The 21,590-nt window shown below is 72.5% G+C and carries 20 protein-coding genes, 1 pseudogene and 1 riboswitch; of the genes and pseudogenes, 9 read left to right on the forward strand and 12 right to left on the reverse strand.

What is annotated here, in order from left to right:
- Positions 1-83 precede the first annotated feature (83 nt).
- From groL to thrC, 4 genes are all read right to left on the reverse strand, one after another.
- Positions 84-1,709, reverse strand: coding sequence for a chaperonin GroEL (groL, locus tag AB0411_RS23015; protein WP_159471132.1), 1,626 nt, complete (start codon positions 1,707-1,709; stop codon positions 84-86).
- Positions 1,710-2,043: 334 nt separating this feature from the next.
- A complete protein-coding gene (locus AB0411_RS23020; protein ID WP_003986833.1) occupies positions 2,044-2,247 on the reverse strand; it encodes a cold-shock protein in 204 nt (67 codons plus the stop codon).
- A gap of 423 nt (positions 2,248-2,670) precedes the next feature.
- Entirely contained in the window at positions 2,671-2,949 is a 279-nt protein-coding gene (locus AB0411_RS23025; RefSeq protein WP_086721746.1) for a MoaD/ThiS family protein, read from the reverse strand.
- A gap of 77 nt (positions 2,950-3,026) precedes the next feature.
- Complete coding sequence (gene thrC, locus AB0411_RS23030; protein ID WP_366419164.1) at positions 3,027-4,310, reverse strand: threonine synthase; 1,284 nt, start codon at positions 4,308-4,310, stop codon at positions 3,027-3,029.
- Between the two features lie 17 nt (positions 4,311-4,327).
- Positions 4,328-4,487: riboswitch (SAM riboswitch) on the reverse strand.
- A gap of 169 nt (positions 4,488-4,656) precedes the next feature.
- Between thrC and AB0411_RS23035 the strand changes: the two genes are divergently transcribed.
- Complete coding sequence (locus AB0411_RS23035; protein WP_366419165.1) at positions 4,657-5,619, forward strand: glucosyl-3-phosphoglycerate synthase; 963 nt, start codon at positions 4,657-4,659, stop codon at positions 5,617-5,619.
- Positions 5,620-5,640: 21 nt separating this feature from the next.
- On the opposite strand, the pseudogene AB0411_RS23040 reads toward AB0411_RS23035, so the two are convergent.
- Positions 5,641-5,925, reverse strand: a pseudogene (locus AB0411_RS23040) (UTRA domain-containing protein); the annotation flags it as partial.
- Positions 5,926-6,068: 143 nt separating this feature from the next.
- Here AB0411_RS23040 and AB0411_RS23045 point away from each other — a divergent pair.
- A complete protein-coding gene (locus tag AB0411_RS23045) occupies positions 6,069-7,592 on the forward strand; it encodes an alpha,alpha-trehalose-phosphate synthase (UDP-forming) (RefSeq protein ID WP_366419166.1) in 1,524 nt (507 codons plus the stop codon).
- Between the two features lie 13 nt (positions 7,593-7,605).
- Here the strand turns inward: AB0411_RS23045 and otsB are convergent, their stop codons facing one another.
- From otsB to AB0411_RS23060, 3 genes are all read right to left on the reverse strand, one after another.
- Entirely contained in the window at positions 7,606-8,508 is a 903-nt protein-coding gene (gene otsB / locus AB0411_RS23050) for a trehalose-phosphatase (protein WP_366419167.1), read from the reverse strand.
- Between the two features lie 279 nt (positions 8,509-8,787).
- A complete protein-coding gene (locus AB0411_RS23055; protein WP_366419168.1) occupies positions 8,788-9,084 on the reverse strand; it encodes a DUF3263 domain-containing protein in 297 nt (98 codons plus the stop codon).
- A 94-nt stretch (positions 9,085-9,178) separates the two neighbouring features.
- Complete coding sequence (locus tag AB0411_RS23060) at positions 9,179-10,402, reverse strand: ABC transporter substrate-binding protein (protein WP_366419169.1); 1,224 nt, start codon at positions 10,400-10,402, stop codon at positions 9,179-9,181.
- A 313-nt stretch (positions 10,403-10,715) separates the two neighbouring features.
- Here AB0411_RS23060 and AB0411_RS23065 point away from each other — a divergent pair, with 313 nt between their 5' ends.
- The 3 genes from AB0411_RS23065 to pfkB all read left to right on the forward strand — a co-directional run bounded on the left by AB0411_RS23065 (position 10,716) and on the right by pfkB (position 14,010).
- Positions 10,716-11,681, forward strand: coding sequence for an ROK family protein (locus tag AB0411_RS23065; protein WP_366419170.1), 966 nt, complete (start codon positions 10,716-10,718; stop codon positions 11,679-11,681).
- The gene (nagA, locus tag AB0411_RS23070; RefSeq protein WP_366419171.1) at positions 11,681-12,892 is read left to right on the forward strand and encodes an N-acetylglucosamine-6-phosphate deacetylase; all 1,212 of its coding nucleotides are present in this window, start codon (positions 11,681-11,683) and stop codon (positions 12,890-12,892) included. The genes AB0411_RS23065 and nagA overlap by 1 nt, the downstream gene beginning before the upstream one ends.
- Positions 12,893-13,083: 191 nt before the next feature.
- The gene (gene pfkB / locus AB0411_RS23075) at positions 13,084-14,010 is read left to right on the forward strand and encodes a 1-phosphofructokinase (RefSeq protein ID WP_366419172.1); all 927 of its coding nucleotides are present in this window, start codon (positions 13,084-13,086) and stop codon (positions 14,008-14,010) included.
- Between the two features lie 76 nt (positions 14,011-14,086).
- On the opposite strand, the gene AB0411_RS23080 is transcribed toward pfkB, so the two are convergent.
- Together AB0411_RS23080 and cdgB are read right to left on the reverse strand one after the other, a co-directional pair.
- On the reverse strand, positions 14,087-14,995 hold the full coding sequence (locus tag AB0411_RS23080) for a CBM35 domain-containing protein (protein ID WP_366419173.1): 909 nt from the start codon (positions 14,993-14,995) through the stop codon (positions 14,087-14,089).
- A gap of 261 nt (positions 14,996-15,256) precedes the next feature.
- Positions 15,257-16,933, reverse strand: coding sequence for a diguanylate cyclase CdgB (cdgB, locus tag AB0411_RS23085; RefSeq protein WP_366419174.1), 1,677 nt, complete (start codon positions 16,931-16,933; stop codon positions 15,257-15,259).
- A 422-nt stretch (positions 16,934-17,355) separates the two neighbouring features.
- On the opposite strand from cdgB, the gene AB0411_RS23090 reads away from it, so the two are divergent.
- Positions 17,356-17,856, forward strand: coding sequence for a flavin reductase family protein (locus AB0411_RS23090; RefSeq protein WP_366419175.1), 501 nt, complete (start codon positions 17,356-17,358; stop codon positions 17,854-17,856).
- A gap of 64 nt (positions 17,857-17,920) precedes the next feature.
- On the opposite strand, the gene arfB is transcribed toward AB0411_RS23090, so the two are convergent.
- Entirely contained in the window at positions 17,921-18,349 is a 429-nt protein-coding gene (gene arfB / locus AB0411_RS23095) for an alternative ribosome rescue aminoacyl-tRNA hydrolase ArfB (protein ID WP_152104736.1), read from the reverse strand.
- A 203-nt stretch (positions 18,350-18,552) separates the two neighbouring features.
- Between arfB and AB0411_RS23100 the strand changes: the two genes are divergently transcribed.
- Positions 18,553-19,128, forward strand: a complete 576-nt coding sequence (locus AB0411_RS23100; RefSeq protein ID WP_358920897.1) for a TerD family protein — start codon at positions 18,553-18,555, stop codon at positions 19,126-19,128.
- Between the two features lie 471 nt (positions 19,129-19,599).
- On the opposite strand, the gene AB0411_RS23105 is transcribed toward AB0411_RS23100, so the two are convergent.
- On the reverse strand, positions 19,600-19,869 hold the full coding sequence (locus AB0411_RS23105) for a helix-turn-helix domain-containing protein (RefSeq protein ID WP_366419176.1): 270 nt from the start codon (positions 19,867-19,869) through the stop codon (positions 19,600-19,602).
- A gap of 99 nt (positions 19,870-19,968) precedes the next feature.
- Here AB0411_RS23105 and map point away from each other — a divergent pair, with 99 nt between their 5' ends.
- Both map and AB0411_RS23115 read left to right on the forward strand, forming a co-directional pair.
- A complete protein-coding gene (gene map / locus AB0411_RS23110; protein ID WP_366419177.1) occupies positions 19,969-20,736 on the forward strand; it encodes a type I methionyl aminopeptidase in 768 nt (255 codons plus the stop codon).
- A 347-nt stretch (positions 20,737-21,083) separates the two neighbouring features.
- Positions 21,084-21,581, forward strand: coding sequence for a hypothetical protein (locus AB0411_RS23115; protein WP_366419178.1), 498 nt, complete (start codon positions 21,084-21,086; stop codon positions 21,579-21,581).
- Positions 21,582-21,590: the final 9 nt, after the last annotated feature.

Consider the following 21,590-nt stretch of genomic DNA (forward strand, 5'->3'; position numbering starts at 1 on the left):
GGGCGGCACCCTCTGGAAGGAGGGTGCCGCCCCGACGGACGCGTGGACGTGATCCGGGAGGATCAGCTCTCTGATCCGGAGGATCAGAAGTCCATGTCACCGCCCGGCATGCCGCCCGGAGCGCCCGCAGCAGCGGCCTTCTCCGGCTTGTCGGCGATGACGGCCTCGGTGGTGAGGAAGAGCGCCGCGATGGAGGCGGCGTTCTGCAGCGCGGAGCGCGTGACCTTGGCCGGGTCGATGATGCCTTCGGCGATCATGTCGACGTAGTCGCCGGTCGCGGCGTTGAGGCCGTGACCCACGGGCAGGTTGCGCACCTTCTCCACGACAACGCCGCCCTCGAGGCCGCCGTTGACGGAGATCTGCTTGAGCGGGGCCTCCAGGGCGAGCTTCACGGCGTTGGCGCCGGTGGCCTCGTCACCCTCGAGCTCCAGCTTCTCGAAGACCGAGGAAGCCTGCAGCAGGGCCACGCCACCGCCGGCGACGATGCCCTCCTCGACGGCCGCCTTCGCGTTGCGAACGGCGTCCTCGATGCGGTGCTTGCGCTCCTTGAGCTCGACCTCGGTGGCGGCACCGGCCTTGATGACGGCCACGCCGCCGGCCAGCTTCGCCAGACGCTCCTGGAGCTTCTCGCGGTCGTAGTCCGAGTCGCTGTTCTCGATCTCGGCGCGGATCTGGTTGACGCGGCCCTGGACCTGCTCGCTGTCGCCGGCACCGTCGACGATGGTGGTCTCGTCCTTGGTGATGACGACCTTGCGGGCGCGGCCGAGGAGCTCCAGACCGGCGTTCTCCAGCTTGAGGCCGACCTCCTCGGAGATGACGGTGCCACCGGTGAGGATGGCGATGTCGCCGAGCATGGCCTTGCGGCGGTCACCGAAGCCCGGGGCCTTGACGGCGACGGACTTGAAGGTGCCACGGATCTTGTTGACGACCAGGGTCGACAGGGCCTCGCCCTCGACGTCCTCGGCAATGATCAGCAGCGGCTTGCCGGACTGCATGACCTTCTCCAGGAGCGGCAGCAGGTCCTTCACGCTGCTGATCTTGGAGTTGACGATGAGGATGTACGGGTCGTCGAGCGCGGCTTCCATGCGCTCCATGTCGGTCGCGAAGTACGCCGAGATGTAGCCCTTGTCGAAGCGCATACCCTCGGTGAGTTCCAGCTCCAGACCGAAGGTCTGGGACTCCTCGACGGTGATGACGCCTTCCTTGCCGACCTTGTCCATGGCCTCGGCGATCAGCTCGCCGATCTGGGTGTCGGCGGCGGAGATGGAGGCGGTCGAAGCGATCTGCTCCTTGGTCTCCACGTCCTTGGCCTGCTCCAGCAGGGCGGCGGAGACGGCCTCGACGGCGCGCTCGATGCCACGCTTGAGGGCCATCGGGTTGGCGCCGGCGGCGACGTTGCGCAGGCCCTCACGGACCAGAGCCTGGGCCAGGACGGTCGCGGTCGTCGTGCCGTCACCGGCGACGTCGTCCGTCTTCTTCGCGACCTCCTTGACCAGCTCGGCGCCGATCTTCTCGTACGGGTCCTCGAGCTCGATCTCCTTGGCGATGGACACACCATCGTTGGTGATCGTGGGGGCGCCCCACTTCTTCTCGAGGACGACGTTGCGGCCCTTGGGGCCGAGGGTGACCTTGACGGCGTCGGCGAGCTGGTTCATCCCGCGCTCGAGACCGCGCCGTGCCTCCTCGTCGAACGCGATGATCTTGGCCATGTGAAGTGGTCCTCCCGGACTGGGGTGGATTGCTCCGGACCGCGCTGGCGCCCGCGACGGACGACCTGCAAACCTGTGTGGTTCCTTGCCCCACCGATCTGCGGGCCTCACCGACCCGGTCCTTCTTTGTCACTCTCACTGGGAGAGTGCTAACGCAATGATTAGCACTCGCACCCCGCGAGTGCAAGGCGGCTTCGTCGATGCGTCTCCCCGCGGCGGCGGCCGCCGGCGGGTGAGCGCGGGCCTTCCGGACCGGGCGCCCGGCGGCGCACAGCAGAAGGCCCGCACCCCTCGCGGGGCACGGGCCTTCCCAACGCAGCAGTCGGTCGGCGCCTCAGCCGGCCACCCGGACCATGTCCGCCTGCGGCCCCTTCTGGCCCTGCGAGATCTCGAACTCGACCCGCTGGCCCTCCTCAAGGGTGCGGTAGCCGTCCATCTGGATCGCGCTGTAGTGGACGAAAACATCCGCACCACCGTCGACCGCGATGAAGCCGTACCCCTTCTCCGCGTTGAACCACTTGACGGTGCCCTGAGCCATGCCTAACTCCCCTATTACTGGCCCTTGCGCAGGACCGCACTCCGCGGACCCGGGTCAGACCTCACCCCGCGAAAGGCCCGTGGGGTGTGCGCCGGAACGCGTCGACCGCCGCTGAATGTATCTGCACAGATGCCCAGCGCAACAGGTCAATCGGACGAGAATTCTGGGGCCGGGGAATCGGCAATATCAGGTGAAATCCCGGTTCTCCCGGGCAAGCCGGGCCGGGCATAGCGCACCTAAGCGACAAATGCTGCACACACTTTGGGCACAACTGACCCCGTTCTCATATGCGTTCGGCACACGCACGCGCTATAGCGCAGGGGTATCACCTCAATGGTATCCCCTTTCACAACACGGAATTGCCCCGTCCGCTTTCTGGCGGACGGGGCAATTCAGGTCAAGCAGGAGAAGAGTTGGCGCAAATCAGCACCCGCCGGCCACCGCCGGAATGATGGAGACGCCCGCGCCGTCGGGGGTCGGCGTCTCCAGGCCCTGCTCGAAGCGCACGTCGTCGTCGTTGACGTACACGTTCACGAAGCGGCGCAGCTTGCCGGCGTCGTCCAGCACACGGGCCGCGATGCCCTGGTGGTTCTGCTCCAGGTCGGCGATCACCTCGGAGAGGGTCGCGCCCTCGGCGGCGACCTCGGCCTGACCGCCGGTGTACGTACGGAGGATGGTGGGGATGCGGACCTTGACGCTCATGGTGATGCCTTCCGGTGTTGCGGAGTACGAGTTCGGGGGCGGTGGCGCGGCCCCGTGCGCGAACGGGGCCGGCGGCCTCAGCCGGCCAGGCCGGCCGCGCGGAACGCGTCCAGGTCCGGACGGATCGTGGCCGTGGGCCCGGAGGTCGGGGCGACCGCGTCCAGGGTCTTGAGGCCGTCACCGGTGTTGAGGACGACGGTGGTCAGGGACGGGTCGAGCAGCCCCTCCTCGATCAACTTCTTGGTCACGCCGACGGTCACGCCGCCCGCGGTCTCCGCGAAGATCCCCTCCGTGCGGGCCAGCAGCTTGATCGCGTCCACGACCTGCTCGTCGTTGACGTCGTCGACCGCGCCGCCCGTGCGCCGGGCGATGTCGAGCACGTACGGGCCGTCGGCCGGGTTGCCGATCGCCAGCGACTTGGCGATGGTCTTCGGCTTCTGCGGGCGGACCACGTCGTGCCCGGCCTTGAAGGCCGTGGACACCGGCGAGCAGCCCTCCGCCTGGGCGCCGAAGATCTTGTACGGCTTGTCCTCGACCAGGCCGAGGGCGATCAGCTCCTTGAGCCCCTTGTCGATCTTCGTGAGCTGCGAGCCGGACGCGATCGGGATGACGATCTGGTCCGGGAGCCGCCAGCCCAGCTGCTCGCAGATCTCGTACGCGAGGGTCTTGGAACCCTCGCCGTAGTAGGGGCGCAGATTGACGTTGACGAAGCCCCAGCCCTCGCCCAGCGGATCGCCGATGAGCTCCGAGCAGAAGCGGTTGACGTCGTCGTAGTTGCCCTCGATGCCGACCAGGTCGCCGCCGTAGACCGCGGCCATGACGACCTTGCCGGCCTCCAGGTCGTGCGGGATGAACACGCAGGACTTGAAGCCGGCCCGGCGCGCCGCGGCGCCGACCGCGCCGGCGAGGTTGCCGGTCGAGGAGCAGGAGAGGGTGGTGAAGCCGAAGGCGCGGGCGGCCTCGACGGCGATCGCCACGACGCGGTCCTTGAAGGAGTGCGTCGGGTTGCCGGAGTCGTCCTTGACGTACAGACCGCCGGTGACGCCCAGCTCGGCGGCGAGCCGGTCGGCCTTGACGAGCTTGGTGAAGCCGGGGTTCAGGTTGGGCTTGTCGGCCACGTCGGCGGGGACGGGCAGCAGCGGGGCGTAGCGCCAGATGTTGTCCGGACCGGCCTCGATCTGCTTCCGCAGGCCCTCGGGATCGCCGCTCGGCAGGTCGTACGCGACTTCGAGCGGCCCGAAACATTCCTGGCACGCGAAGATCGGGCCGAGCGGGAAGCGCTGCCCGCACTCGCGGCAGGACAGGGCGGCAGCGGGGCCCAGAGCGACGGTGGGGGTGTTTTCGGTGACTTGCACAGCCATGGAGGCGAGGCCCTTTCTCCTCATCTTCCTCGCGACGAATCTCGCCACGAGACGGATTTGGCACCTTCCCTAGCCGGGAGCCTCGCGCGCGGGACGATCATCGTCCTTGCGGCAAGACCGGCTGGAGGGTTGCCGGGGCTTCAACGGGCCGTATCCCTCTGCCCCTCTGGATGAGCGGTATGGCGCTGGGCCGAAACCCAGGCGTTTGTGGCGCGGACCCCGACATGCGACGGTCATCCGCGTTGTTCAAGACTGTAACCGAAGGCACTGACGGTTGAGATAGTCGTCCGAACCGCGAGATGGATCACAGAGGCCGCCCACCGGCGGCGACCGAGGAGTCGTAGACGTGCTGGAAGAGGTGGAGGGCTGGCTGAGCAGCCGCTCCTGGTCCGCCGCGGACCGCCCGCTGGAACAGCTGCTGGAGGCGAAGCGCCAGACGGGCCGCACGGTCAGCGTCGTCCTGCCGGCGCTCGACGAGGAAGCCACCGTCGGGGCGATCGTCACGGTGATCCGCGCCGAGCTGATGACCGGCCCGGTCCCGCTCGTCGACGAGCTGGTGGTGCTGGACTCCGGCTCCACCGACCGCACCGCCGAGGTCGCCGCCGCGGCCGGCGCCCGGGTCGTCCACCGCGACAGCGTCCTGCCGCGGCTGCCCGCCCTCCCCGGCAAGGGCGAGGTGCTGTGGCGCTCCCTGCTGGCCACCACCGGCGACATCGTCTGCTTCATCGACGCCGACCTGCGCGAATTCTCCTCCTCCTTCGTGTCCGGGATCGTCGGCCCGCTGCTGACGGACCCGGACCTCCAGTTCGTGAAGGCGATGTACGACCGTCCCCTGGAGACCGGCGCCGAGGGCGCCGGCGCCGGCCAGGGCGGCCGGGTCACGGAGCTGGTCGCCCGCCCGCTGCTGAACCTGCACTGGCCGCAGCTGGCCGGCTTCGTCCAGCCCCTGGGCGGCGAGTACGCGGCCCGCCGCTCCCTCCTGGAGCGCCTGCCGTTCCCGGTCGGCTACGGCGTCGAGCTCGGCCTGCTCGTCGACGCCCTGCACACCGTCGGACTCGATGCCCTCGCCCAGGTCGACGTCGGTGTCCGCAAACACCGCCACCAGGACGGCCAGGCCCTCGGCCGCATGGCCGCCGCCATCTACCGCACCGCCCAACTCCGCTTGACACGCGGCCACTTGGTCCGCCCCCGCCTCACCCAGTTCGACCGCGTCGACCAGACCTTCGTCCCCCGGACGACGGACGTCGACACCGAGGAACGGCCCCCGATGGCCGACATTCCGGAGTACGCGGCACGCCGGGCGGCGTGAGCGCTCGGGCGGCTGATCCCGGGCGTCGAAGTCGTACTCCGGCACACAGGCGGACGAGTCGAGGATCACCTCGTTGCCCTCGGCCCTGCGCCCGTCCTCGGTCCTGGCCTTCCGGCTGATGAGGGTGACGGGCGTACCCGCCGGAAGGCGCAGCCGGTCGGCCTCCTCCGGCGCCGGCATACGCGACCGCACCTCTTCCCTGAAGCGGGCCGGCCCCGCACCCAGCTCGGCAGGCCGGGCATACGTGCCGCCCGACCCGGTGTCCGGCTGCGTGATCGCCGATCCCACGACCGGAGCAGCGGGAAGGCAGGGGTGGAGCCCGCCGCGGCCGAGTCGTCGTGGCCTCTGAACGTCTTCCGGCCAGGGGGCGGCTGAGGAGTAGTCGCCCGCCCCGCCTCTTGACCGCTTCCGTACGTTTGCGCGGATCCGTAACGGGTTAATGTCGCGACATGGTCTCCGAGCGCAGTGCGGTGCAGGTGGGTGCCGAGGTTCTTGTCGCGTCCAATCGCGGGCCGGTGTCCTACGGCCTGGGGGAGGACGGGACGCTGACCGCCAAGCGGGGTGGTGGCGGGCTGGTGTCCGGGCTGTCGGCGATCGGGCCCGGGACGGATGCGGTGTGGGTGTGTGCCGCGCTCGGTGACGGCGACCGGGAGGCCGTGCGGCGGACGGGTGGCGCGCTGGATGCGGACGACACCGGCGGACAGCGCGTCCGGATGCTGGACATTCCGGCCGAAGTGCATGCCGCCGCCTACAACGGCATCGCGAATTCCGTGCTGTGGTTCGTCCACCACATGCTCTATCAGACCCCGCTGGAACCGGTCTTCGACGCGGAGTTCCGGGCGCAGTGGACGTCCTACGAAACGTACAACGCGGCCTTCGCCGACGCGCTGGCCGAGGGGGCGGCGCCCGGCGCGGCCGTCCTCGTGCAGGACTACCACCTGGCGCTGGTGCCGGGCATGCTCCGCGAGCGCCGCCCCGACCTGCGCATCGCGCACTTCTCCCACACCCCGTGGGCCCCCGCCGAGTACTTCGCGATGCTGCCCGACGACATCCAGCGGAAGCTGGCGCTGGGCATCCTCGGTGCCGACCGGGCCAACTTCCTCACCCGCAGGTGGGCCGAGAACTTCGTGGCCTGCGCCGAGAACGGGCTCGGCGGGCAGTGCGAGCGCGTCCGGCCGGAGGACGGGGCGCCCGGCATCGTGGCGCTCGTGCCGGAGCGCAAGGCGCGCACGACCTGGATCGGTGTGCACGGCCTCGGTGCCGACGCCGATTTCCTGCGCGAGCGCGCGCACCGCCCCGACGTCGAGGAGCGGATGGCGGCGCTGCGCACCGAGATCGGCGGGCCGGAGCGCAGGACCATCGTCCGCGTGGACCGCACCGAACTCTCCAAGAACATCGTGCGGGGCCTGCTCGCCTACCGGCAGCTGCTCGCCGACCACCCCGAATGGCACGAGCGGGTGGTGCACCTCGCCTTCGCCTACCCCTCGCGCCAGGACCTCGCCGTCTACCGCGACTACACCGCCGAGGTCCAGCGGGTGGCCGAGGCCATCAACGCCGAATACGGGACGGCGGGTTGGCAGCCGGTCCTGCTGCACGTCAAGGACGATTTCGCCCGCTCGCTGGCCGCCTACCGGCTCGCGGACGTGGCACTCGTCAACCCGATCAGGGACGGTATGAACCTGGTCGCCAAGGAGATCCCGGTGGTGTCGGACGCCGGCTGCGTGCTGGTGCTGTCGCGGGAGGCGGGCGCGCACGAGGAACTCGGCGCGCATGCCCTCACCGTCAATCCGTACGACGTCGTCGGCACCGCCGAGGCGCTGCACGAGGCGCTGTCGATGGACGACGGCGAGCGCGCGGTGCGCACCGAGCGGCTGGCCGTGGCGGCCACCGCGCTGCCGCCCGCCCGGTGGTTCCTGGACCAGCTGCGGGAGCTGCGGGGAGAGGACGCGCAGGAAGGTTCGCCGCCCGCCTGAGAGGCGTCCCCGGCTACGCCGCGTTCTCGTTCAGCCGGGCCGCCAGGGCGCCGAGCAGGCCGACGACTCCGGTGGGGCCGTCGACCACCAGGTCGGCGCGATCGGCGAGTTCGGTGACCTCGTTGCTGCCGCTGCACACCAGGACGCCGTGGAAGCCGTCGGAGCGCAGCTTCTCCACGGCGGCGAAGGCCGCCAGGTCGCCCAGGTCGTCGCCGGCGTAGAGGACGGTGGTGGCGCCGGTCTCGCGGACCCAGTCGGCCAGCGCGACGCCCTTGTCCATGCCGGGCGGGCGGAGTTCCAGGACGAGCCGGCCCGGTTCGACGATCAGGCCGTGGCGTTCGGCGAGCGCCGTGAGCGGGCCGCGCAGCTGGTCGAAGGCGCCCTGGGGGTCGGTGGCGCGGCGGGTGTGGACGGCGATGGCGCGGCCGCCCTTGCGCTCGACGGCGGTCTCGACCCAGGTGCCGTGCCAGACGCCGGAAGCGTCCAGGACGCCGGGGAGTTCGGCCTGTATGGCGGCGACGCCGGGGTGCGGGGCGGGTGCGTGGACGGTGCCGGTGGCGGCCTCCCAGCGCTCGGCGCCGTAGTGGCCGAGGACGGTGAGGTGGTCCAGGCCGGGTACGTCGGCGAAGCCGCCGAGGCGGACCGCGACGGTGGCCGGGCGGCCGGTGATCACCGCGGCGGCGCGCAGCCGGGGCACCAGGCTGCCGAGGGCGGCGACGGCGCCCTCATGGGCGCGGGCCTTCTCCGGGTCGGGGACGATGTCGGCGAGGGTGCCGTCGAAGTCGAGGGCGATGACGGTGCGTTCGGGGTGGGCCAGCAGCGCGGCGAGGCCGTCGCGGCCGGCGGGGGTACGCGGTGTCGGCAGGGGGCCGGGAGTCGGCTGGGAGTGCGGCGCGGCGTTCGGGGGGCTGCCCATGGCGCCGACCCTACCGGGGCGGGACGGACACCGGGGGTACCTCCCGGCCATCGCCGGCGGGCGGTCCGCCGGGGCATCGGGGCGCGGCGGGCGCACGCGTCAGTGGGCGGGCAGGACGGGCGTCGCGGGCCCGGCGCAGGCCATGGCCCGTGAGCGGTTGTCGCCCCGAGCAGGCCATGGGCCGGCCGGGCGCGGCGGGCGGCCCCTCAGCCGCCCCGCGGACAGCTCCCCGCACCGCCCACCCCGGCCGGCGGCGACCCGGCCCCGTCCCCGCACCTCTCACCGGCGTCCGCGGCGCGCGTCGCGGACGCGGCGCAGGCGGTTGATGGTGACCGGGTCGTGGGCGAGCGCGTGGGGGTCGTCCAGGAGGGCGTTGAGGAGTTGGTAGTAGCGGGTCGGGGAGATGCCCAGTTGTTCGCGGATGGCGCGTTCCTTGGGGCCGGGGCCCGGCCAGGAGCGGCGTTCGACCGCGAGCACCGCCTCGTCGCGGGCGGACAGGCCCGTGGGGCTCTCGCCGGTGCCGGGGCCGCCGTCCTGCCCGGCCGGGCCGCCCGTGCCCTCCGTGCCGCTGCTCATCACGCTTCCACGATAAGCGCACGGTCGGACAGGGCCCGGCCGGCCGCCGCGGGGGCGGAGCCCGCCGCCTGCCCGTGCGCCCGCGTCGCCGGTGTCATTCGCCGGTGTTGTCCGCCGCGTCCGCGGTGTTCTGGATGTCGGTGAGCACCCCGGCGGGGTTGCCCCTCGGGTCGACCGCGGCGCCCATCTTCGCCTTGAGGGTCTTGGAGATGAGCGGCCAGGAGGTCTTGTTCGCCGGGTAGAACTCGGCGTTGGGGAGCTGCTTGAGGAAGCCGTGCAGCTTGGCGTAGGTGTCGTCGGCCTGCATCGCCTCGGAGGCGGAGGAGGTGACCGGCAGCAGGCCGTACTCGGCGGAGAACTTCTCGACGTTCTTGTCGCTGTAGACGAAGTCGAGGAACTTGCCGACCTGGGCGCGGTGGCCGCCCTGCTTGAAGGCCATCATCCAGTCGGCCACGCCCATGGTGGCCTTGGCCTTGCCGTTGGTGCCGGGCAGTTCGACGCTGCCGTAGTCGATGCCCTTGGCCGCGGCCTGCTTCATCAGGGTGGGGTGGCCGTTGAGCATGCCGACCTTGCCGTCGGCGAAGCCCTGGAAGGCCGCCGCCCGGTTGAGCTTGGCCGGGTCGGTGCCGGTCAGGCCCTTGCCGACGAGGTTCTTCTGGAGCCAGGTGAAGGTCTTGACGTTCTCCGGCGAGTCGATCGTGTACTTGCCGATGCTGTCGGTGTAGCCGCCGCCACCGCTGAGCATCCACTGCATCGTCTCGGCCTGGGTCTCCTCCGGGCCGAGCGGCAGGGCGAACGGCATCTTGACGCCGTGGGCCTTCAGCAGCTCCGCGTCGTGGGCGATGTCGTCCCAGTCCTGCGGCGGGGAGGTGATGCCGGCCTGGGCGAACAGCTTCTTGTTGTAGAAGAGCCGCCGGGTGCTGGCGCCGAAGGGCATGCCGTACTGGACGCGCTTGTACTCGCCGGCCTCCGCGAGGGAGGGGGTGAAGTCCGCCTGGGTGGGGATGGAGAGCAGCTGGTCGGCGCTGTAGAGCTGGCCCTTGGCGGCGTAGTCGGCGTAGGCGCCGATCTGCGCGAGGTCGGGGGCGTGGCCGTCCTCGACCAGGTCCTCGACCTTCTTGTCGACGTCCGTCCAGCTGTAGACGTCGACATCGACCTTGATGCCGGGGTGCTTCTTCTCGAAGGCGCCGGCGAGCTCGTCCCAGTAGTGCTGGGAGCCGTTGGACTTGCTGTCGCCGTAGTCCGCCGCGATCAGTTTGAGAGTGACGTCGTCGCCGCTACCGGTGCCGCTGCCGCAGCCGGTAAGCGTCAGCGTCATGGTGGTGGCGATTGCCGCCGCCAGGCTCAAGTACCGCCGCTGCACCGCTGTTACCGCCCTTTTCCTGAAATCCGTGCTTGCCGGGTCGTGGACCCCGCCGTCTCAGGGGTCCCCCTCCAACGGCGTGAACAGCGGGTTTCCCCCGTGTCCCCACCGAAGTCTCCCCCGCGCCCTTTACAAGGTCTACACCACCCCCCGGTTCACGGAGGTACCGGGCCGCGGGCGGTGCCCCGCGCGCGAGCCGGCCCGCTCCGTACGATCCCCTCGGTGAGTGGACTAGACCTTTCTGGGCGGATCGCGCGAAACTGTTCCCGTGAGACACGTCATCGCGCTCGATGTGGGCGGCACCGGAATGAAAGCCGCCCTCGTAGGGGTGGACACGGCGCCTTCCGGCGGGACGTCCGCCGGTCCGCCCGTCCTGCTGCACGAGGCCCGGCGCCCCACCGGCCGCGAGCGGGGCCCCGACGCGGTGGTCGAGGCCGTCCTCGCCTTCGCCGCCGAGCTGCGCGACCTCGGCGCGGCACGCTACGGCGCCCCCGCGGCGGCGGCCGGCGTCGCGGTCCCCGGGATCGTCGACGAGGACTCCGGCACCGCCGTCTACGCCGCGAACCTCGGCTGGCGGGACGTACCGATGCGGGCGCTGCTGTCCGAGCGGCTCGGCGGGGTGCCGGTCGCCCTCGGCCACGACGTCCGCACCGGCGGCCTGGCCGAGGGCCGGCTCGGCGCCGGCCGGGACGCCGACCGGTTCCTGTTCGTCCCGCTGGGCACGGGCATCGCGGGCGCCATCGGCATCGGCGGCCGGATCGAGGCCGGGGCGCACGGCAGCGCGGGAGAGATCGGCCACATCGTCGTACGGCCCGGGGGACGCCCCTGCGGCTGCGGCCAGCGCGGCTGTCTGGAGACGCTGGCCTCGGCCGCCGCGGTCGGCCGTGACTGGGCGGCGGTCTGCAAGGACCCGCAGGCCAGCGCGGCGGACGCGGCCAAGGCCGTGGAGTCCGGCGACGAACGGGCCCGCGCCGTGTGGCAGAACGCCGTGGACGCCCTCGCCGACGGCCTGGTCACCGGCCTCACCCTGCTCGACCCGCGGACGCTGATCATCGGCGGCGGGCTCGCCGAGGCGGGCGACACGCTGTTCACACCTCTGCGGGAAGCCGTCCGCCGCCGCGTTACGTTCCAGCGGCTCCCCTCGATCGTTCCGGCGGCCCTGGGGGACGCCGCCGGGTGCCTGGGCGCAGGACTGCTCGCCTGGGATCTTCTCTCCACGGAGGTAACCGCCTGATGGCACAGCAACAGTCCGCGCAGCGGTCCCCGGCTCCCGGACGCACCGTCCTGACCGGTGCCCGGATCGCCCGGCCGTCCGGTGTCGTCGAGCGCGGCCGGATCACCGTCGAGGGCGGCCGGATCGGCGATGTCCTCAGCCGTGACCTGGACGTGGAGGAGGCGGCGGCCGGACGCGTCGTGGACCTGACGGGCCACCTCGTCGTGCCCGGCTTCGTCGACATGCACGTCCACGGCGGAGGCGGCGGCTCGTTCTCGTCCGCCGACCCCGAGGAGTGCATGACGGCGGTCGAGACCCACCGCCGGCACGGCACCACCTCCCTGCTCGCCTCCACCGTCACCGGCGAACTCGCCGACCTCGCCCGGCAGGCCGCGGTGCTCGCCGAGCTGGTCCAGCAGGGCGAGCTGGCCGGCATCCACTTCGAGGGCCCGTTCATCTCCGCGCACCGCTGCGGCGCCCACCAGCCGGAACTGCTGCGCGACCCGGACCCGGCCGACGTGCGGGGACTCCTCGACGCCGCGCACGGCAGCGCCTCGATGATGACCCTCGCGCCCGAACTGCCCGGCGGCCTGGAGTCCGTACGGCTGCTCGCCGACGCCGGGGTGATCGCCGCCGTCGGGCACACCGACTCCGGCTACGACGCCACCCGCCGGGCCATCGACGCCGGCGCCACCGTCGCCACCCACCTCTTCAACGCGATGCCCGCGCTCGGCCACCGCGCGCCCGGCCCGGTCGCCGCGCTCCTGGAGGACGAGCGGATCACCGTCGAGCTCATCAACGACGGCACCCATCTGCACCCCGCCGTCCTGCAGCTGGCGTTCCGTGAGGCCGGCGCCGGACGCGTCGCGTTCATCACCGACGCCATGGGCGCGGCCGGCATGAGCGACGGGATGTACCCGCTCGGCCCGATGCGGGTCGAGGTCAAGGACGGCGTCGCGCGGATCAGCGAGGGCCCCACGGCCGGTTCCATCGCCGGCTCCACCCTCACCCTGGACCGGGCCTTCCGGCGCGCGGTCACCGTCGACGGCCTGACGGTCGACCAGGCCGTCGAGGCGCTTTCGGCCACTCCGGCCCGGCTCCTGGGCATCGACGACCGGACCGGCTCCCTGCAGACCGGCAAGGACGCCGACCTGGTGGTGCTGGATGCGGCGTACGAGGTGGTGGGGGTCATGCGCCGGGGCGAGTGGGTGGTGCGCCCGGCGGGCGCCTGACGCTCCATGACGGCGGCGGGCAGCCGCACGGCCCCCTTCGCGCCGGCCCCGGGCGTCCGGCGGCGGGCCCCGGGTCTGGGCCAATCACCACCGGCGATGGCATGATCGCTCGCGCACTTGTCCGCATGCCACCGCCGCGCGCGGTTGCCCGACGCCCGGCCGCCCGGCCATGTCTGCCCGGAGGGGCGACCATGATCCTCACGGTCACGCTGAACGCCGCCCTGGACATCACCTACCGCGTTCCCCGGCTCCATCCCCACGCCACGAACCGGGTCACCGAGGTGTCCGAACGCCCCGGCGGCAAGGGCCTGAACGTCGCCCGGGTGCTGGCCGCCCTCGGCCACCGCTCGGTCGCCACCGGCTTCGCGGGCGGCGGCACCGGCGCGGCGCTGCGCGCCCTGCTCGCGGAGACCGAGGTCACCGACGCGCTGGTGCCGGTCGGCGGCGCCACCCGCCGCACCGTCGCCGTCGCCGACGCGAGCAGCGGCGACACCACCCAGCTCAACGAGCCGGGCCCGACCGTCTCCCCGGCCGAATGGGACACCTTCCTCGGCACCTACCGCGAACTGCTGGGCGAGGCACGGGCGGTGGCGCTGTGCGGCAGCCTGCCGCCGGGCGTCCCGGTCGACGTCTACGCCCGGCTCACCCGGGCCGCGCGCAGCGCCGGCGTCCCGGTCCTGCTGGACACCAGCGGCGAACCGCTGCGCCGCGGCCTGGCCGCCCGGCCCGACCTCGCCAAGCCCAACGCCGATGAACTCGCCGCCCTCACCGGCAGCACCGAACCGCTGCGCGCCGCCCGCGACGCCCGGCGCCGCGGCGCCCATGCGGTGGCCGCCTCGCTGGGCCCGGACGGCATGCTGGCGGTGACCGCCGACGGCGCCTGGCAGGCCGCCCCGCCGCGGCGGATCGCCGGCAACCCGACCGGCGCCGGTGATTCCGCGGTGGCCGGTCTGCTGTCCGGGCTGGTGGAGGGGCTGCCCTGGCCGGACCGGCTGACCCGCGCGGTGGCGCTGTCCGCGGCGACCGTACGGGCCCCGGCGGCGGGCGAGTTCGACGCGGCGACCTACGAAGAGCTGCTGGGGCGTGTGGTGGTGACGGAGCATCCATCGGCGGCGTGAGCCGGGCCCCCGGCCCGGCGGCGCCGCCCCGGCGCGGCCGGAGCGGCGGGGGCAGGCCGCGGCCTGCGGCCGGGCGTCAGCCCCTGGCCAGCCACACCTTGTCGAGGTTCACGTCGCACTTGTTCCCGCTCTCGCAGGACAGCTTGACGGTGTTGGTGCCCTTGTTGAGCTGCACGTACGACCAGGTCTTGGTCCAGCCCTTGTCCCAGGCGCCTTCCGGGGCGCCCGCGAAGTTCTCCATGTTGACCGGCCGGCCGTCCGCCGTGCCGTTCACGTTCAGGGTGAGGTTGGCGTCCTTGCCGGGCACGCCGTAGCCGACCCAGAGCTTGTACTTGCCGGGGGCGTCGACGTTCACCGTCCAGGTGGCCGCCGCCCCGGGGGTGTTCATGCCCCCCACGTACGTGCCGTTGGACGAGCGCGCGCCCGGGACGTCCTTGGCCGTGGTCGCCCCGCCGTCGAGGCGCAGGCTGCCCGCTTCCTCCTTGGGCAGCTTGCCGGGCTTGGGCTTGCCGGCCGGCTTGTCGGTGGGCTTGACCGTGTCACCGGCCGCCGGGCCCTGCTTGCCCGCGGTGTCCTGCCCGTCCTTGCCGTTGGTGAGCATCGCGACGCCGATGCCTATGCACACCACCGCGACCACCGCGACGGCACCGACCAGCAGGCCGTTGCGGCCCCGGCGCGGCTCGGAGCCGGGGTTGCCCGGGGCCCCGGCGGAGCGCGCCCGGTCCCCGCCGGGCAGCGTCTCCGGCGCGGCGTAGTGGGCGTTCTGCTGCCCGTACGTGACCTGCTGCGGAGCCTGCTGCCCGTACTGGCGCTGGCCGACCGCCCGCACCTGGTTGTAGGAGGTACGCGGGACACCCGGCTGCCGCCCGGCCGGACCATCGCCCGACGGGCCCGATGCGCCGCCCTCGCCGCCTTCCGAGCGGTAGAGATAGCCGAACGGGTCGTCGTTCTCCGGCGTGTCCGCGCCGTTGTTGCCGGCCGTCATTCCGTGTCACTCCCAAGCGATCTGTGCGCGTCTGTACGCGTCTTCCCGCGTGCGCGGTCGTTCTCTGCGCGAACTGTCTTTCGGGCCCCCGGCGGCGCCGCGCCGCATCGGCGCAGCCTACCCTCTCCGCGCCCACGCACACCGGTCCCGGAGGGCCACAAGATCGCTACGGATCGGTGAACTGCTGGTGTGGAGGCCGTAGCGCGCCCGGTGTGAGATACGCGGCACCGGGCCCGGCCGCCGCTCCGGCCGGCCCGCGGCTCAGCCCGCAGCCCGCCGGCTCGCCTTCGAGCGGGAGCGCTTCTCGACGTACATCCGCTGATCGGCCGACTCCAGCACTTCCTCGGCCGTCATCCCGCAGCTCGCCCAGCCGATGCCGAAGCTGGCGCCCACCCGGACCGCCCGGCCCTCCACCCGGATCGGGGGGATGATCGCGTTCCGCAGCCGGACCGCGAGGTCCTGGGCGTCGGCGGTGCCGAGGCCGTCGGCGAGCACCACGAACTCGTCGCCGCCGAGCCGGGCGACCGTATCGCCGTCACGGACGCCGCTGGTCAGCCGCCGGGCGACCTCGATCAGCACCGCGTCGCCGGTGTTGTGCCCGAAGCGGTCGTTGATCGACTTGAAGCCGTCGAGGTCGCAGAAGAGGACCGCGAGCCCCTTGGAGCCGTCGTCGGCCGGCCCGTCCGCGGGGGCGACGAGGTGGACGTGGTGGTCGAACGGGGCCGGGGGCCCGCCCTCGAAGCCGTCGAGCCCGTCGAACGGTTCCTTGCCCTCCGGCCGGAAGCCGTGCGGATCATGGGGATCGGTGTGGAGGACGGCCGAGGAGGCGTAGGCGTCCGCCATCGAGCCGGGTGCGCGGGAGCACAGCCGGGCGCCGAGCCGGGCCCGCAGTTCGGCGCTGTTGGGCAGCCCGGTCAGCGAGTCGTGGCTGGCGCGGTGTGCGAGCTGCAGCTCGTGCCGCTTGCGCTCCTCGATGTCCTCGACGTGGGTGAGCAGGAAGCGGGGGCCGTCGGTGGTGTCGGCGACGACGGAGTTGCGCAGCGAGACCCACACGTAGGTGCCGTCCCGGCGGGCCAGCCGCAGCTCGGCGCGGCCGCCCTCGGCGGAGGTGCGCAGCAGCGTGCCGATGTCCTCGGGGTGGACCAGGTCGGAGAAGGAGTAGCGGCGCATCCCGGAGGCCGGGCGGCCCAGCAGCCGGCACAGCGCGTCATTGGTCCGTAGCAGGCGCCCGTGCTGGTCACCGCCCATTTCGGCCACGGCCATCCCGCTCGGCGCGTACTCGAAGGCCTGCCGGAAGCTCTCCTCGCTGGCCCGCAGCGCCTGCTGCTCGCGCTCCAGCCGGACCAGCGCGCGCTGCATGTTCGCCCGCAGCCGGGCGTTGCTGATCGCGATGGCGGACTGGAAGGCGTACATCTGCAGGGCTTCCTGGCCCCAGGGGCCGGGCCGCCGGCCGTTGCGCGGCCGGTCGACGGAGATCACTCCGAGCAGTTCGCCGCCGCCGTTGGCCGCGGTGTACATGGGCGCGAAGAGGCGGTCCATGGGGTGCCACTCGTCGGGGAAGCGGGGCGTGGGCCCGGCCGTGTGCCACTGCGGCACGTCGTCGTCGTCGAGCACCCAGCCCTCGGTGTGCGGGATGAAGATCAGGTCGCCCCAGCGTTCGCCCATGGACAGCCGGCGGTCCCATGAGGTGCGCGAGCCGGCCCGGCCGGCCATCAGGGCCTCGGCACCCGCGCTGCCGGCGACCGCGGCGACCACGAGATCGCCGTCGGGGCGGACCAGATTGACCGCGGCCAGCTCGTAGCCGAGCCCGGTGATCGCGCCGTCGGCAACCGTCTGCAGGGTGTCCGCGAGGCTACGCGCGGTGTTCAGCTCGGCGACCACTTGGTGCAGCTGCCGCAGGGTGGCAAGACGGACGTATGGCTCCGACTCGGTCTCCATCGTTCGCTCTCCCTGAGACCTCGACAGCAAACTCCACGATTCTTTGTCGTCCGATTCCTCGCTCACTGAATCACAGTGAGCTGTTCACTCGGTACACAGGGTCAACAATTAGCGCCTGCTGTGACTCAAGTCACAAACCCCGAGAGAAGTTTGGCGATCTCCCATCAAGCCAACCACGGGGGCGCGCCTTCACTCTTTCTACACTTCCTGAACGCAAATTTCCGAGCGTTCCGGACTTCCGTCGTCAGACCTAGGACGCAGGTGGTCCCCGAGCCCGATGCGGGCCGGGGAGCGACGAAGTTAGCGTTTATGGCGTGTTCACGAAAAGCCCTGCCGACGCGGCCGCCCCCGGGACCGCCGCTCCGCCCACCGTCGCCCTCGCCTCCGCGCCGGGCGGCACACCCATCCCGCATTCTGTTGGAGTGAGTGACGACGAGTTCCGTGCCGCCCTGTCCCGCCTCGCCGCCGGCGTGGTGCTGATCACCGCCCACGATCCGGAGGACGGACCGCAGGGCGAGGACGTCGGGATGACCGCCACGGCGTTCCTCTCGGTGTCCCTCGACCCGCCGCTCGTGATGGTGAGCGTTCGCAACGACTCGCGGATGGACGACCTGCTGGAGCTGCAGCCGCTCTGGGCCGTGTCGGTGCTCTCGGGGCACCAGCGTCAGATTGCGGGACGATTCGCGATGAAGGGACGCATCAGCGACCGGCTTCTCTTCGCGGACATTCCGTTCGTACGGGGCGAAGCGTCCGGTGCCCCGCTCATCGGCGGGGCGCTCGCGACCCTGGAGTGCCGCACCGAACAGCGGGTGGTGGCCGGCGACCACACGCTCGTCATCGCCCGCGTCCTGACCTCGTCGGTCCCCGTCGAGGACGACGAGCCGCTGACGTACTTCCGCGGGAAGTACCGGCAGTTGGGCTGAGGGGGCGGAAACCGCGGCCCTGAAGGGCGGGCGGGGCGGGCCGGGGCGGCCTTGAGAGGGCGGGTCAGCCCCAGTCGCGGCCCGAGCGGCCGCGCTTGGTCTCGCCGCGCTGCTTCTTCTCGCGCAGCCGCCGCTCGTTGATGCCCCGCGGGATCCGCGACTTGCGGCGCGGCTTGGGCGGTGGCGCGGTGGCCTCGGCGAGCAGCGAGGCCAGCCGGACGGCGGCGGTCTCGCGGTTGCGCCACTGGGAACGGTGCTCGGAGGCCCGTACGGACAGCACGCCGTCGACCAGCCGGCCCGCCAGCCGCTCCAGGGCGCGCTCCTTCCACACGGGCGGCAGCGCCTGCGTCCCGGCGAGGTCGAAGCGCAGCTCGACCTGGCTGTCGCTGGTGTTGACGTGCTGGCCGCCCGGCCCCGAGGAGCGCGAGAAACGCCAGACCAGCTCGGCCTCGGGAAGGACGACCGAACCGCGGATGACATGGGGTCCGGACATGCGTCCTATGATCTCGCGCGCCACGGGACCCGTCACCCGCTTTTCCTGGTCCATCGCGGCACATCCGCCATCAGGATTCGGCAAAGAAAGTAAAGAGTCCTGGAACCTCCCGGTGCCCTGATGGCGTTGTGGTGGGTGACGGTAGCTTCGTCCGCAGTACGGAGCCCGACGCTTCGACGAGTCGACAAGGAAAGGGACATCCCATGGCTGTAAGCCTGTCCAAGGGCGGCAACGTCTCCCTCACCAAGGAGGCCCCGGGCCTGACCGCCGTCACGGTCGGCCTCGGCTGGGACGTCCGGACCACCACCGGCACGGACTTCGACCTCGACGCGAGCGCCATCGCGGTCAACGGCAACGGCAAGGTCTACTCCGACCAGCACTTCGTCTTCTTCAACAACAAGGCGACGCCGGACCAGTCGATCGTGCACACCGGCGACAACGTCACCGGCCAGGGCGAGGGCGACGACGAGCAGATCAACGTCAACCTGGCGGCGCTGCCGGCCGACATCGACAAGATCGTCTTCCCGGTCTCGATCTACGACGCCGAGAACCGCAGCCAGAACTTCGGCCAGGTGCGCAACGCCTTCATCCGCATCGTCAACCAGGCCGGCGGCGCCGAGATCGCCCGCTACGACCTCAGCGAGGACGCGGCGACCGAGACGGCCATGGTCTTCGGCGAGCTGTACCGCAACGGCGCGGAGTGGAAGTTCCGCGCGGTGGGCCAGGGTTACGCGTCCGGCCTCGTCGGCATCGCCCAGGACTTCGGCGTCAACGTCTGAGCCACACCGCCCCGCCCGGCAGGACCGGGCAGGCGCGAACGAGGGCCGGTTCCCCATGGGGGGCCGGCCCTCGGCGTGTTCGGGGGCGGCGGCAGAGGAGTGGGGTGGGGGCGCGGCGCGGGTGGGCGACTTGGGGCGTGCGGTCGCAGCCCGGGGGTGCGGTGGGGTGGGGGCTGAGCGGCGTGGGGCAGGCGCTCGGGGCGCGACGGGCGGGGGACGGCGCGGCTCGGGGCCGGGGGGACGGCGCGGCTCGGGGCCGGGGGGACGGGGCGGCTCGGGGCGGGTGACGGCGGCCTCGGGCTTCCCGGGGCGCGGCGGGGCGGGCCCGCGCGGCCTGGGTCAGGCGAGCGTGGCCTCAGATGCCTCGGGGCCGCCGGGAGCCGGCGGGATCGGCGAGACCAGCGGGACCGACGGGGCCGGCAGGACCGGCAGGACCGGCGGGACCGGCGGTGCCAGTACGGCCGGCCCCGCTCAGGCGACCGCGTCCTCCGGTGCCTCGGGGGGCGTGGCGTGCACCGCCACCTCGTCCAGCGAGAGCCCCAGCGCGACGGCCAGCGCGGCGACCGTGAAGAACGCCGGGGTCGGCGCCCGGCCGGTCTCGATCTTCCGCAGCGTCTCGGCGGAGAGCCCCGCCGCCGCGGCGACCTCGACCATGCTCCGCTCGCCGCGCGCCCTGCGCAGCAGCACGCCGAGCCGCTCGCCGCGTTCGCGTTCCCAAGGGGTCAGTGGAGTGCGCACCATGCCCGTGATACTAATACCGGTAAAGAAATACCGGTAAAGAAATACCGTTCGCTGCTGCCGCCGTGCGGTGCGGCCGACGGTGAGAGGAAGGTCGGACCCATGGTGGAGCTCAAGACGGACGCGGCACTGGACGCGATGCGGGTGGCGGGCCGGGTCGTCGCCGACGCCCTGGCGGCGGCGCGGGCGGCGGCCGCCCCGGGCGTGCGACTGCTGGAACTGGACGAGGTCGCCCGTGCGGTCCTGCGCGAGGCCGGCGCCGAGTCGCCGTTCCTCGGCTACCGCCCGTCCTTCGCCCCCACCCCTTTCCCCGCCGTCCTCTGCGTCTCCGTCAACGACGCGATCGTGCACGGCATCCCGGACACCTCCCGGCTGCGCGACGGCGACCTGGTGAGCATCGACTGCGGCGCCCTCGTGGACGGCTGGGCCGGGGACGCCGCCCTCAGCTTCACGGTCGGCACCGCCCGCGCCGAGGACCAGCGGCTGATGGACACCACCCGGCAGGCGCTGGAGGCGGGCATCGCGGCGGCCGTGGTCGGCGCGCGGATCGGCGACATCTCCCATGCGATCGGCAGCATCGGACGCGCGGCCGGCTACGGCATCCCCCGCGACTTCGGCGGTCACGGCATCGGCCGCCAGATGCACGAGGACCCGTCGGTCCCCAACGACGGCCGCCCCCACCGCGGCTTCGTCCTGCGCCACGGCCTGGTCCTCGCCATCGAGCCGATGTTCCTGGCCGGCGGCAACGACGCCTACGGCGAGGACGGCGACGGCTGGACCCTGCGCACCACGGACGCCTCCCGCGCCGCCCACTTCGAACACACCGTGGCAGTGACCAACGAGGGCCCGCGCGTACTGACGACGGCCTGACGGGAACGCCGGGGCGGCCGCCGAGAGGCGGCGGGGCGGGAGCGGCGGGGCCCGCCGAGACGCGAGGTCGCGAGCGCCGGGGCGGGCGGGGCGGGGCAGCGGCGGAGAGCGGGCACGGCGGCGAACGGATGCAGTGGCGGCGCCGGGGCGGATACGGCGTCCGCCGAGCGGCCCCGGGGGCGGCCGGGCAGAGGCAGGCGTCCGGTGTCGGGCGTCCGGCTTCGGGCGTCGGGCAGGCGGGCGCGGCGGCCGATACGGGTTGCGGGCGGGCAGGCGGACGCGGCGGGCGGCGGACGCAGGTCTCAGGTGGGCGTCGGGGTGCCGGAGCGGCGTGACACCATCGGGACGTGATCGACCTCGGCTACTCCCTCTCCCGCCGCTTTCCGGATCCGCCGCAGACGGACTACCGGACCGCGGACGTGCGCGCGCTGCGCCACGACCTCTTCTGCGGCGACGTCTACCTCGCCGACACGAAGACGGACCGCGAGCTGTCCACGGCCTGGGGCTGGGTGCCGGTCCTCGACTTCGCCTGGGCGCTGTGCGACATCGTCGAGCAGCTCGACACCGACCCCCGTGGCAACCGCTCCGCCCGCCCGGTCCACGCCGAGCTGGACTTCACCGAATCCGCGGACCGGATCTTCTTCGAGCGCCGCTTCGGGTGGGTGGACGTGGACGCCGACTGGATGCCGGCCGACGAGGCGCCACTGACCTTCAACCACTCCGCGCTGCGCCGCGAGGCCCGCGACTTCCTGCACGACCTGATCGCCGACCTCACCGACATGCACGACGGCATCGGCGACAACCCCGCCATCTGGGACCTCCAGGCCCGCTTCCCCCGGGTCTGAGTGCCCGCG

The organism is Streptomyces angustmyceticus (assembly GCF_040701845.1).
Lineage (GTDB): Bacteria > Actinomycetota > Actinomycetes > Streptomycetales > Streptomycetaceae > Streptomyces > Streptomyces angustmyceticus_A.

Bases quoted from the DNA above. Each gene is read 5' to 3' on its own strand.
- AB0411_RS23025 (WP_086721746.1), bottom strand. From the start codon at position 2,949: ATGAGCGTCAAGGTCCGCATCCCCACCATCCTCCGTACGTACACCGGC.
- AB0411_RS23060 (WP_366419169.1), bottom strand. From the start codon at position 10,402: ATGACGCTGACGCTTACCGGCTGCGGCAGCGGCACCGGTAGCGGCGAC.
- cdgB (WP_366419174.1), bottom strand. From the start codon at position 16,933: ATGGAGACCGAGTCGGAGCCATACGTCCGTCTTGCCACCCTGCGGCAG.
- AB0411_RS23055 (WP_366419168.1), bottom strand. From the start codon at position 9,084: ATGAGCAGCGGCACGGAGGGCACGGGCGGCCCGGCCGGGCAGGACGGC.
- AB0411_RS23020 (WP_003986833.1), bottom strand. From the start codon at position 2,247: ATGGCTCAGGGCACCGTCAAGTGGTTCAACGCGGAGAAGGGGTACGGC.
- groL (WP_159471132.1), bottom strand. From the start codon at position 1,709: ATGGCCAAGATCATCGCGTTCGACGAGGAGGCACGGCGCGGTCTCGAG.
- AB0411_RS23100 (WP_358920897.1), top strand. From the start codon at position 18,553: ATGGCTGTAAGCCTGTCCAAGGGCGGCAACGTCTCCCTCACCAAGGAG.
- nagA (WP_366419171.1), top strand. From the start codon at position 11,681: ATGGCACAGCAACAGTCCGCGCAGCGGTCCCCGGCTCCCGGACGCACC.
- AB0411_RS23080 (WP_366419173.1), bottom strand. From the start codon at position 14,995: ATGACGGCCGGCAACAACGGCGCGGACACGCCGGAGAACGACGACCCG.
- map (WP_366419177.1), top strand. From the start codon at position 19,969: ATGGTGGAGCTCAAGACGGACGCGGCACTGGACGCGATGCGGGTGGCG.
- pfkB (WP_366419172.1), top strand. From the start codon at position 13,084: ATGATCCTCACGGTCACGCTGAACGCCGCCCTGGACATCACCTACCGC.
- AB0411_RS23045 (WP_366419166.1), top strand. From the start codon at position 6,069: ATGGTCTCCGAGCGCAGTGCGGTGCAGGTGGGTGCCGAGGTTCTTGTC.
- AB0411_RS23105 (WP_366419176.1), bottom strand. From the start codon at position 19,869: ATGGTGCGCACTCCACTGACCCCTTGGGAACGCGAACGCGGCGAGCGG.
- thrC (WP_366419164.1), bottom strand. From the start codon at position 4,310: ATGGCTGTGCAAGTCACCGAAAACACCCCCACCGTCGCTCTGGGCCCC.
- otsB (WP_366419167.1), bottom strand. From the start codon at position 8,508: ATGGGCAGCCCCCCGAACGCCGCGCCGCACTCCCAGCCGACTCCCGGC.
- arfB (WP_152104736.1), bottom strand. From the start codon at position 18,349: ATGTCCGGACCCCATGTCATCCGCGGTTCGGTCGTCCTTCCCGAGGCC.